The organism is Corynebacterium jeikeium, from assembly GCA_003955985.1.
In the GTDB taxonomy this organism is placed as follows: domain Bacteria; phylum Actinomycetota; class Actinomycetes; order Mycobacteriales; family Mycobacteriaceae; genus Corynebacterium; species Corynebacterium jeikeium_D.
Genome location: CP033784.1, coordinates 1,040,970 through 1,053,065, shown reverse-complemented (window position 1 = coordinate 1,053,065; position 12,096 = coordinate 1,040,970). Strand labels below are relative to the sequence as shown.

Sequence of the window (12,096 nt, the reverse complement as noted above, 5' to 3'; positions counted from 1 at the left end):
GAACTAAAGCCGAAAGAAAATCCCGCCCTACGACGCAAACTTCGTCGTAAAGCGGGAACCGCACTAGAAACCTAGTCGACCGGCTTCATGGAACCGTTTTCGAGGAAACGACGGTGGAAGTCATAAGAAGTACCCAGGTCATGCGGAGTATGCAGGTACGGGGTGGCCCTCTCAGCACGCTCAACGTATTCGAGCAGCGCCTCCTTGTACATCGGGTGCGCACACTTCTCAATGACAACACGGGAACGCTGACGCGGCGCCAGCCCACGGAGGTCAGCCAGACCCTGCTCAGTGATGATGACCATCACGTCATGCTCAGTGTGGTCAACGTGAGAGACCATCGGCACGATTGCGGAAATGTCGCCATTCTTAGCCAGCGACGGGGACACGAACGTAGAGATGTAGGCGTTTCGGGTGAAGTCACCGGAACCGCCAATGCCGTTCATCATGCGGGAGCCAGCCACGTGAGTGGAGTTGACGTTGCCGTAGATGTCAGCCTCAATCATACCGTTGGTGGTAATCAGCCCCATGCGGCGGACCAGACCCGGGTTATTGGAGATGTCCTGCGGCCGCAGAACGATCTTCTCGCGGTAGTCAGCAGCATTCTCGTTCATACGAGCTGCATATTCAGGAGACAGCGAGAATGCAGTACCGGAAGCCACGGTCAGCTTGCCAGCATCCATCAGGTCGACCATGCCGTCCTGGATAACCTCAGTGAAGGAGGTCAGGTTCTCATACTTGGAGTCGAGCAGACCTGCGAGAACGGCGTTCGGAATGTTACCGACACCCGACTGCATCGGCAGCAGGTTCTCCGGCAGACGACCGGCCTTGACCTCGCCATCGAGGAAGTCGAGCAGGTAGCCAGCAATAGCCTTGGAGTCATCGTCCAGCGGCTTGAACGGCGAGTTACGGTCCTCGGCGTTCGTCTCGACGACAGCGACAACCTTATCGACATCGATCTGAACATCCGGAGTGCCGATGCGGTCCCCCGGGTTCACAATCGGAATCTCCTTACGGTTCGGAGGCAGGCCGACACTGTAGATGTCGTGCATACCCTCGAGGTCCTCGGACTGCCAGGAGTTGACCTCAATAATGATCTTCTCTGCAGCATTGAGGTAAGAAATGCTGTTACCAACCGAAGAGGAAAGAATCAGGGAGCCATCGGCCTTAATGCGAACAGCTTCGACCACGGCAACATTGACCGGACCAAAGAAGCCCTGCTCAGTCATCGGGCCAGAGTGCGACAGGTGAATATCACTATAGAAGGCATCGCCTGCATTGATACGGTTACGCATTCCCGGGTCGGACTGGTACGGCATACGCCACTCAACACCATTGGCCTTCGCCAGCGCACCATCAAGTTCCGGAGCGGTAGACGCGCCGGTCAAGACCTTAATCTTGAACTCGTCGCCACGCTCGTGAGCGGCCTCCATGCGCTCAGCGAGAGCCGGCGGGACAACCTTCGGGTAGCCAGCACCGGTAAATCCGGCAAAGCCCACCATGTCTCCGTGGTTGATGAACTGCGCCGCCTCCTGCGCGGTCATCACCTTGGATTTGAGACCAGCATGGGCAATACGATCTGACATGAATTCACCTTTCTATATCCCCCAACGCGACTATCGGGGGTAGCACTTCGAACACCAAAGCACACCCCCAACCCTATCAACGAAGCGGTTAGCGCCTTTCATTCAGATGCCCGAAAGCGCCCCCATTTTAGGCACATTCCATACGCCACTAAAGCCGACTACAACACCGTTTTATGCCCTACGTCACAACCAGTCGACAATCAGCCATGCGACACATTTACAACCCCTCACATAGCCCAATTCATGCACTAGTTATTGATAATCATTTTCAGTACGCTAATCTTGTCGGGTGACTTCTACCGAATTTTCTGATAGCACCACCCAGACCACTCCCGTCACCGTCCTGTCCGGATTCCTGGGCGCCGGCAAGACCACCCTCCTCAACAACCTCCTGGCAAACTCACAGGGGCGAAAAATCGCGGTCATCGTCAATGACTTCTCGGAAGTCAACGTCGACGCCGCCCTCATCGAGCAGGGCACATATCTCGAGCGCGGCGAGGACCGTTTCATCGAAATGTCTAACGGCTGCATCTGCTGCACGCTGCGAGATGACCTCGTGGAAAACGTCGGCAAGCTCGCGCGCAGCGGCAAGTTCGAGCACATCGTCATCGAATCCACCGGCATCTCCGAGCCCATGCCAGTCGCCGCTACCTTCGAGTGGGAATTCGACGACGGCCGTCGCCTCGCCGACATCGCCCCCATCGACACGATGGTCACGCTCGTCGACGCCTCTACATTCCTCGACAGTCTCCGCCAGGGACGCGCACTGCCTGACGACGAACGCACGGTCGCCGACCTCCTCGTCGACCAGGTGGAATTCGCCGATCTCATCCTCATCACCAAATCCGACCTCGCCGGCGAAAAGCTCACCGGCGGTACCGAGGAAACGATCCGCGCAATGAACCCCCGCGCACGCATCGTCCGCGTGACTAACGGCGAAATCGCCACCTCTGCCATTCTCGACGCATCGCTTTACGACGAAGGTACCGCGGCCACTTTCCACGGATATGCAGAAGAACTTGCGAATCCCCACACGCCGGAGACTGAAGAATACGGCATTTCTTCGGTTGTTTTCCGAGGCAATCGACCCTTCGACCGCGAACGACTAATCAAGGCTCTCCGCGGCACAAAGGGGCTCGTACGATCCAAGGGGCACTGCTGGATTTCCGACCGCCTCGAAGTCGCCCACGTGTGGAGTCAGGCGGGGCCGAACCTGAAAATCACCCCTGCCGTCATGTGGGCGCAGACCGATGTCCCACCATCCAATGAGGTCGTACTCATCGGTGTGAAATTTAACCCAGAGGCCACACTGCAAGCGTTCGAGGATGCCATGCTGACCGACGAAGAAGTGCGGGAATTGCTGTAACAAAGCCCCTGGAAGAGCGCCGATAAACGACCCGCTGAAGCGATCAGAGTGTCATAAATCACTTCTCAACCTGCGGGTGTGGCAACACACTGTTAGCGCATGCTAGGTTAGGCGACAAAACTAAAGTCGAACAGTCTATCTAGGAGATGACATGTCTGATCGCATCGCACATGCCGGTTTGCGCGGCAAGGTAATGACCGCCGACGAGGCTGCACAGTTTATCAATCATGGTGATGCCCTCGGCATCTCTGGCTTCACCGGTGCTGGCTACCCGAAGGCTCTGCCGACTGCGCTGGCAAACCGCGGCAAGGAACTCCACGCCAAGGGTGAAGAGTTCGCTGTCGACATCTACACTGGCGCTTCCACTGCCCCGGACTGTGACGGCGTGATGGCAGAAGCTGACATCATCCGCTACCGCATGCCGTACCAGGGCGATCCGGCACTGCGTAAGTCCATCAACTCGGGCAAGGCGAAGTACCAGGACATCCATCTCTCCCACTCCGCGCTGTACATCGAGCAGGGCTTCCTGCCGATTGACGCCGCAATTGTTGAGGTCACTCGTATTACGGAAGATGGACACCTCGTTCCGTCGTCAAGCGTTGGCAACAACGTCGAGTGGATGGACAACGCTGACAAGATCATCATTGAGGTCAACTCGTGGCAGTCCGAGGAACTCGAGGGCATGCACGACATCTACCGCATTCAGCACCTGCCTAACCGCACGCCGGTGCCGATCAACGCTCCGGGTGACCGCATTGGCACCCCTTACATCGACATCAACCTGGACAAGGTTGTCGCAGTTGTCGAGACCAACGCGCCGGACCGCAACTCCCCGTTCAAGCCGTTGGATGAGACCTCGAAGGCCATTGCCGGCCACTTCCTCGACTTCCTCGAGGGCGAAGTTCGCGCGGGTCGCCTGGCTTACGACCAGTACATCATGCAGTCGGGCGTCGGTAACGTTCCGAACGCCGTGATGGCGGGTCTGTTGGACTCCAAGTTTGAGAACATCAAGGCCTACACCGAGGTTATTCAGGACGGCATGATTGACCTGATTGACGCAGGTAAGATGACCGTCGCTTCGGCTACCTCCTTCTCCCTGTCTCCGGAAGCTGCCGAGCGTATGAACAACGAGGCTGCTCGCTACCGCGAGAACATCATTCTGCGCCCGCAGCAGATTTCTAACCACCCGGAGGTTGTCCGTCGCGTCGGCCTGATCGCCACCAACGGCATGATTGAGGCCGACATCTACGGCAACGTCAACTCCACCCACATCAACGGCTCCCGAATGATGAACGGCATCGGTGGTTCCGGTGACTTCACCCGTAACGCCTTCGTTTCTTCGTTCATCTCGCCGTCGCTGGCGAAGGACGGTGCGATTTCGACTATCGTTCCGTTCGCTTCGCACATTGACCACACCGAGCACGACGCCATGGTCATCATCACCGAGCGTGGATTCGCTGACCTGCGTGGCCTGGCACCACGTGACCGCGTGGCGAAGTTGATTTCCGTTGCACACCCGGAGTACCAGCCACTGCTGGAGGAGTACTACGAGCGCGCGCTGAAGACCGCTCCGGGCATGTCTACCCCGCACGATCTGCGTACTGCTTTCGACTTCCACGTCAACATGATTGAGAAGGGCTCGATGAAGGGCTAGGCAGTAGGGCTACGGCTGCATAGATCAGCTGGGAAACAAAAATCCCCTCCATGCGGAGGGGATTTTTCATGCAGTAGAAGCTGCGCTAGAGACTAGCTCTAAAACGCCTAGGCGCTCAGAACTAGTCCAGCTCGAGCTGCAGAGCGTGGGTAGCGGAGATCTCCTCGGTAATCTTTCCGACGAGCTCCTCCGGAACCTCCTTGGAAACGCGCAGCACCAGGATGGCAGTCTGATCTGCTTCCTGCGGAGACAGAGCAGCAGCCTCGATGTTGATGCCGGACTCACCCAGGGTGGTAGCAACGCGACCCAGAGCGCCCGGAACGTCGTTGTACAGCAGGAAGAGGTTACGGCCCTGAGCGCGCATGTCGATGCCGCGGCCATTGATACGGACAATCTTCTCGACGCGGTTCAGGCCAGTGAGAGCACCAACGACGGTAGCGGTGGAGCCATCAGCACCGATGACCTTGACCTCGAGTACGGAGCGGTGGGAGACGGACTCCGGCTCGGTCTCGACAGTGAAGGTCACACCACGCTCTTCTGCGATACGCGGAGCGTTGACGAAAGTGACCGGTTCTTCCACCATGAGAGAGAACAGTCCACGGATTGCTGCCATACCCAGAACGTTAACGTCCTCAGTGTGCAGCTCACCGCGAGCGGTGACCTCAACAGCAGCCGGAGCGCCCTCGAGCAGACCGCCAGCAACCAGACCCAGCTCACGAGCCAGCTCGAGCCACAGGGCCACCTCTTCGCCGACAGCGCCACCGGAAACGTTGACTGCATCCGGGACGAACTCGCCAGCCAGGGCCAGCAGTACGGACTTAGCGACATCGGTACCTGCACGGTCCTGCGCCTCGACGGTGGAGGCACCCAGGTGCGGAGCACAAACAGTTTCCGGCAGGCCAAACAGCGGGGAATCCGTGCACGGCTCGGTCGCGTACACGTCGAAGCCAGCACCGCGGATGTTGCCAGCCTTGATTGCGTCGGCAAGCGCCTGCTCGTCGACGAGACCGCCGCGGGCAGCGTTGATGATGATCTGGCCCTTCTTGGCCTTGCCCAGGAGCTCAGCATCGAACATGCCGGCGGTTTCCTTGGTCTTCGGCAGGTGGATGGTCACGAAATCAGCGCGAGCCATCAGGTCTTCCAGCTCAACCAGCTCAACACCGAGCTGAGCAGCACGGGCCGGGTTCGCGTACGGATCGTACGCAATGATGTTGGTCTCGAAAGCAGCGAGACGCTGCGCAAACAGCTGACCGATGTGACCGAAACCGACGATACCGACGGTCTTGCCGAAGATTTCGACACCCTTGAAGGAAGAGCGCTTCCACTCCCCTTCACGCAGGGACGCGTCCGCAGCCGGCAGCTGGCGAGCGGTGGCCAGCAGCAGTGCGATTGCGTGCTCACATGCAGAGTGAATATTGGAGGTCGGAGCGTTGACAACCATGACGCCGCGCTTGGTAGCGGTATCGATGTCGACGTTATCCAGGCCAACGCCGGCGCGACCGACGATCTTCAGATTCGGAGCAGCCTCGAGGACTTCCTGATCCACGGTGGTAGCGGAGCGGACGAGAAGTGCGTCAGCATCACCAACCGCAGCCAGGAGCTCAGCGCGGTTCGGGCCATCTACCCAACGGACCTCAACGGAATCCCCCAATGCGTCCACAGTGGACTGTGCCAGCTTGTCGGCGATGAGGACAACGGGGCGAGCGTTCTGGCTCACAAGCATCTCCTGGTTTGTCTCGAAAAGTTTATGCAGTATGTGCGGTGTCACTTAAGAAAACTACTAAAGCGTGCACGCGCATTACGTCTCATCATAAACTCTGGGGGTGAGACACGGGGGGACTTACCTAAGCAAAACGGCGCTTACTACCCTTTGTTTAGGGAGTAAGCGCCGTTGCCCCCGACATTCAAGTCGGCAAATATTTCGCGTTATATTTTTATTTCTGCTGGTCTATAACCTACTGGTACGTAACCAACCACGGACGCGGCTCGATGTTCATGGTCTCCTCAGGAGTAAACATCGGCTGATCCTCGTCGATGAAGTTCTTCCACGCCTCGAAAATCTCCGGCTGCAAATCCTGCAGCATGACGTTCCAGGTCTCAAACTTCTCCTGCGCGGTGCCATGGCCGTCGGCATGCAGAACGAATGCGAGCTCCGGGTGCGACAGATCCAGCGTCTCACGGTCGCGAATCATCTGTAGCTGGAACTGGTGCAGCATCAGCATCTTCTGCGGAAGGTTGTTCTTACGAGTCAGCTCAGCCAGCCAATCAGCAACGCGGTTGACTTCTTCAGCCTTAACGTGACCAACCTGGGTCGCCGGAACCTGCCCCGGTTCCATCTTCCACTCCGGGTCCAGCGCCAGACCGACGTTTGGCATCTTCAGCAGTTCTTCGTAGAACTTGGCCTGGTCCAGGAAGTCTGCACTACCCGGCTGCAGGTCGATGATGACGTAGCCGCCGGCCTTGGTCATGGCCTCGACGTACGGCTTCAGAGTCTCAACCGGAGCTGGCTCGGAGTAGTCACCGCGTGGACCCGGGTCAGCCTGCGCGACCGAAGCGATAATCTCGAAGGCCGGCAGTACCGGGTCATCAGCGAACTTCTCGTACTGCTTGACGTAGTCCTTCGCACGTGCGACGGCATCCTCCGGATCATCCTCGCCCATCACGCCCAATGGAGCGACACCTGGGTGACCATACGTTGCAATCAGATGACGACCGGGGAACAGCAGTGTGCCTCCACCTGGCAGCTCCTTAACCTTGTCATCTTTGGCAAGCTCGATGGACTGATCAAACTTGTCCTTATCGCCGAAAACCTTACCCAGAGCAATCAGGGACTCGCCGTCGCGAGCAGCGGAAATCGACTCAGAGGTAGCACGCGCGTCGCCCACCGGCAACCAACTGACCTTCAGGCCAGCGGCACGGGCCGTAGCAATGGAGGCCAAACCGGTACCCGGTGCGGCCAGTGCCAATGTGTCCTTGACCTCCTTCGGAGATCCCTTCGGCAGGGTGACGCTCTCCTGTCCCTTGTCGTCCTGCCCATCGCTGGCGCGATCCTGAGCCTCCTGGTTGGCTGCCCCATCCTTCGTTGCATCGCCCTCGACGACAGTTGGCTTCTCCGGATCCATCTCAACGACAGCGCGAGTCGGCTTCGACTCCGTCTCCTTGAGAACCTTAAACTCGGTACCGACGAGCTCCTTAAGGCCATCGGTCGTACCCGGATCCGCAATGATCTGACGGCCCTCTTCCCCAGTCAGGTCAACTGCCCCCACAGTAAGGACTGTCTTTGCGCCCAGGCGGTCAATCTCTTTTTCCACATCGGCGATATCGGCGCCGGTATCACGGCCACGAGCATCCTTCTTCGGGCTCTTGGCGGTACTGTCATCTTCCGCATCTTCGGCAGAACCAGCCACTAGCATCGGCAGACCAGCAGCAACCGCGATGCCTGCCGCCCTACGCTGCTCAGCAGAGCCTGCCGAGGAAACGACAACCGCTTCCGAACTGTCGATCAGGCTTTCCGACGCTGCGATGTCGTCGCTAAGCACCGTCGATTCAGCGTCCACCTTCTTCGTGGAAACAGCGCTGTCGGAATTTCCACACGCGACCAAGGCGCTTGACCCCAACGCCAGGCTGACCGTCAGGGCAACGGTTGCCGTCACGCGCCGCGTCATTGCGGATACTCGCACATTTACCTCCGTGAAATGATTTGATTTCAACGATTAGACTATCGAACGTCTTTGTTGAGGGAGACCTTTCAACCCAGATTAGAACCCCGGATAGGACTGGGGCTACACCCGTTTGGCAGTAGTTGCTTTTGGCTCAGACGTTTATTCCACACGTCTACCCCACACGGTTCAGTGAAAGAATACTAGTGAGAGAGATACGAAAAGGGCCTCATCACGGCGGTGAAGCTCAGTGATGAAGCCCTACTTCGCGAACAAGCGAGGGATTCGCTTAAGCAACAAACTTAGGCAGTCTCAGCGCGAGCGTCGACCTTAACCCAGCTCATCAGGTCGCGCAGCTTGGAGCCGACCTCTTCAATCTGGTGGTTGTTGTAGGAAGCGCGCAGGTCCTCGAGCTCCTTGTTGCCGCCCTCGACGTTGGCAATCAGGCGCTTGGTGAAGGTGCCGTCCTGAATGTCAGACAGAATCTCGCGCATGTGCTGCTTGGTATCAGCGGTAATAACGCGCGGGCCAGACAGGTAGCCACCGAACTCAGCGGTGTCGGAGACCGAGTAGTTCATGTTGGCAATACCGCCCTCGAACATCAGGTCAACAATCAGCTTCAGCTCGTGCAGGCACTCGAAGTATGCCATCTCCGGCTCGTAGCCAGCTTCAACCAGAACCTCGAAACCGACCTTGACCAGTTCCTCGGTGCCACCACAGAGAACAGCCTGCTCACCGAAGAGGTCGGTCACAGTCTCTGCCTCGAAGGTGGTCGGGATAACGCCAGCGCGGGCGCCACCGATAGCTGCAGCGTAGGACAGAGCCAGGTCGCGGCCCTCGCCCTTCGGGTCCTGGTCAACGGCAATCAGGCACGGAACGCCCTTGCCATCGACGAACTGACGACGAACCAGGTGACCCGGGCCCTTCGGAGCAACCATACCGACGGTGATGTTGTCAGCCGGCTTGATGAGGTCGAAGTGGATGTTCAGACCGTGGCCGAAGAACAGCGCGTCGCCGTCCTTCAAGTTCGGCTCGATGTCCTCGCTGTAAACCCTTGCCTGGGTGGTGTCCGGAACCAGCACCATAATGACGTCTGCCCATGCAGCGGCATCTGCGTTGGACTTAACCTCGAAGCCAGCTTCCCGAGCCTTCACAGCGGACTTGGAGCCTTCACGCAGACCGATAACAACCTCGACACCGGACTCGCGCAGGTTCTGAGCGTGAGCGTGGCCCTGGGAACCGTAGCCCAGGATGGCAACCTTACGTCCCTGGATGATGGACAGATCAGCATCGTCGTCGTACAGCAGTTCAATAGCCATTAAAGTTAGCCTCTTTTCGAATCGGATTCGTTAAAAATCTTAGCGTTTAGTTGTTAGCGGGCCTGGAGCATCGGCTTCGGCCCACGTGCCATTGCGACGGTACCGGACTGAATGAGCTCACGGATACCAAACGGCTCGAGGACCTCCAGCAGGGCTACAAGCTTCGAGCGCTCACCCGTCGCCTCAATGATGACAGACTCTTGAGAAACGTCCACCACACGGGCACGGAAGAGATTGGCGGCATCGACTACCTGCGGACGATTGGTGTTGTCGCAGGAAACCTTCACCATCAGCAGTCCGCGCGACACCATGGTCTCTGGGGGCTGGCGGACCACTTTCAGCACGGGCACCAGCTTGTTCAGCTGCTTAGTGATCTGTTCGATCGGCAGCGTCTCCGTCTCAACCACGACGGTGATGCGGTTGACTCCCTCGGTCTCAGTTTCACCCGAGGTAATCGACTGGATGCTGAAACCTCGACGGGTGAACATGCCCGCAATGCGGACCAGAATACCCGGCTCATCGAGGGTCAACACGGATAGAGTGTGCAGTTCAGCCATTTTGGGACTCACTTCCTGTTGCTTCGGATCCCGATTAGCGGGTCTTCATGGACGGGTGGTTAGCGTCGGGCTGCTTCGCGGCGTCCTCGGCGTTGTCCACAACAGTGCCGTGGATGTCAGCCGGGGCCTCAGCTGCTGAATTCTCATCGTTGAACAGCGGGCGCAGACCGCGGGCGTATTCGACCTCATCATTGGACTTGCCAGCTGCCACCATCGGCCACACCTGAGCATCCTCACCGACAATGAAGTCAATAACCACCGGTCGGTCATTAATCTCGCGTGCCTTCTTAATCGCCGCCGCGACATCTTCCTTCTTGGTCACGCGGATCGCCACGCAGCCAAGCCCCTCGGAGAGCTGGACGAAGTCCGGCAGGTAGGAGTTATCCTCCGGGCGCAGCTTGGTGTTGGAGTAGCGCTGATCGTAGAACAGCGTCTGCCACTGACGAACCATGCCCAGATTACCGTTGTTAATCAAGGCAACCTTGATGGGAAAACCTTCCATTGCACAGGTGGTCAGCTCTTGATTGGTCATCTGGAAGCAACCATCACCGTCGATGGCCCAGACTTCCTTTTCTGGAGCAGCCGCCTTGGCACCCATCGCAGCCGGGATTGAGTAGCCCATCGTGCCGGCACCACCGGAGTTAAGCCAGGTGCGCGGGTTCTCGTACTGGACGAACTGCGCTGCCCACATCTGGTGCTGGCCGACGCCAGCGGCATAGATGGCCTCTGGACCAACGATGTCGGACAGAGTCTGAATTACAAACTGCGGAGCGATTGCACCATCAGCGGGCTCTTCCCACCCGAGGGGGAACTCGTCGCGGAGACCGTCGAGAAGCTTCAGCCAGTCGGCAATCTGCGGGCGACTAAGACCGAGCTTGGTGTAGGACTCGCTAAGTGCGGCAAGGACCTCGCGGGCATCGCCGACGATGGGAACATCAACTTCGCGGAGCTTGCCAATCTCTGCCGGGTCAATGTCGGCGTGGATTACCTTCGCGTTCGGCGCGAAGGAATTCAGATCACCGGTAACACGGTCGTCGAAACGCGCGCCGATAGTGATGAGCAGGTCGGACTTCTGCAGAGCAGCGACGGCTGACACCTTGCCGTGCATGCCCGGCATACCCATGTGCAGCGGGTGCGAGTCCGGGAATGCGCCGCGAGCCATCAGCGTGGTCACGACCGGAACCCCAGTCTGCTCGGCGAACTCGACCAGCTCCTTGGAAGCATCGGCCTTAATGACGCCACCACCGATGTAGAGCACCGGACGCTTTGCCGCAGCAATCATCTCAGCGGCTTCGTCGATCTGTCGCTGGTGCGGGGTTGTCACCGGACGGTAACCCGGCAGGTTGATCTCCGGTGGCCAGGTGAAGTCGATCATCGTGTTCTGGAGGTCCTTCGGGACATCGACCAGAACCGGACCTGGACGACCAGAAGAAGCCAGGTGGAATGCCTCAGCGAGCGCGCGCGGGATGTCCTCAGCTTCGGTGACCATGAAGTTGTGCTTCGTAATCGGCATGGTCACACCGCGGATGTCAGCCTCCTGGAAAGCGTCAGTACCCAGCAGCGGGCGACCGACCTGACCAGTGATAGCGACAACCGGAACGGAGTCCATCTGAGCATCCGCGAGCGGGGTCACCAGGTTAGTAGCACCCGGGCCGGAAGTCGCGATACAGACACCAACCTTGCCGGAAACCTGCGCGTAACCAGTGGCAGCGTGGCCAGCTCCCTGCTCGTGGCGCACCAGGACGTGGCGGAGCTTTTCCGAGTCATAAATCGGATCGTAGAGCGGAAGCACTGCACCACCGGGAATACCGAAGGCTACCTCGACGCCGAGCTCTTCAAGGGATCGGACAATGGCTTGTGCACCAGAAATTCGCTCGGGGGCGCTGGTGCGCGCCTTAGCCGCGAATTGGGCGGGCGATGGGGTGTGCTGCTCGTGCGCGTTCACGATTTCGCTC

Annotated in this window: 8 protein-coding genes; 2 read left to right on the top strand and 6 right to left on the bottom strand. The window is 58.6% G+C overall.

What is annotated here, in order from left to right; genetic code table 11:
• Positions 1 to 71 precede the first annotated feature (71 nt).
• Positions 72 to 1,586 carry an acetyl-CoA hydrolase/transferase family protein gene (locus tag EGX79_04615; GenBank protein AYX81535.1) on the bottom strand — a complete coding sequence of 505 codons (1,515 nt, stop codon included), beginning with the start codon at positions 1,584 to 1,586 and terminating at the stop codon, positions 72 to 74.
• 289 nt (positions 1,587 to 1,875) lie between these two features.
• Between EGX79_04615 and EGX79_04610 the strand changes: the two genes are divergently transcribed.
• Together EGX79_04610 and EGX79_04605 are read left to right on the top strand one after the other, a co-directional pair.
• Positions 1,876 to 2,952, top strand: a complete 1,077-nt coding sequence (locus EGX79_04610; protein AYX81534.1) for a GTP-binding protein — start codon at positions 1,876 to 1,878, stop codon at positions 2,950 to 2,952.
• Positions 2,953 to 3,103: 151 nt separating this feature from the next.
• Complete coding sequence (locus tag EGX79_04605) at positions 3,104 to 4,606, top strand: acetyl-CoA hydrolase/transferase family protein (protein ID AYX81533.1); 1,503 nt, start codon at positions 3,104 to 3,106, stop codon at positions 4,604 to 4,606.
• Positions 4,607 to 4,727: 121 nt separating this feature from the next.
• On the opposite strand, the gene EGX79_04600 is transcribed toward EGX79_04605, so the two are convergent.
• The 5 genes from EGX79_04600 to EGX79_04580 all read right to left on the bottom strand — a co-directional run bounded on the left by EGX79_04600 (position 4,728) and on the right by EGX79_04580 (position 12,086).
• Positions 4,728 to 6,323 (bottom strand): phosphoglycerate dehydrogenase, encoded by a 1,596-nt coding sequence (locus tag EGX79_04600; protein AYX81532.1) that lies wholly within the window; start codon positions 6,321 to 6,323, stop codon positions 4,728 to 4,730.
• Between the two features lie 238 nt (positions 6,324 to 6,561).
• A complete protein-coding gene (locus tag EGX79_04595) occupies positions 6,562 to 8,286 on the bottom strand; it encodes a hypothetical protein (protein ID AYX81531.1) in 1,725 nt (574 codons plus the stop codon).
• Between the two features lie 281 nt (positions 8,287 to 8,567).
• The gene (gene ilvC, locus EGX79_04590) at positions 8,568 to 9,584 is read right to left on the bottom strand and encodes a ketol-acid reductoisomerase (GenBank protein AYX81530.1); all 1,017 of its coding nucleotides are present in this window, start codon (positions 9,582 to 9,584) and stop codon (positions 8,568 to 8,570) included.
• Between the two features lie 53 nt (positions 9,585 to 9,637).
• Positions 9,638 to 10,141 (bottom strand): acetolactate synthase small subunit, encoded by a 504-nt coding sequence (ilvN, locus tag EGX79_04585; protein AYX81529.1) that lies wholly within the window; start codon positions 10,139 to 10,141, stop codon positions 9,638 to 9,640.
• 34 nt (positions 10,142 to 10,175) lie between these two features.
• Positions 10,176 to 12,086, bottom strand: a complete 1,911-nt coding sequence (locus tag EGX79_04580; protein ID AYX81528.1) for an acetolactate synthase large subunit — start codon at positions 12,084 to 12,086, stop codon at positions 10,176 to 10,178.
• Positions 12,087 to 12,096 lie beyond the last annotated feature (10 nt).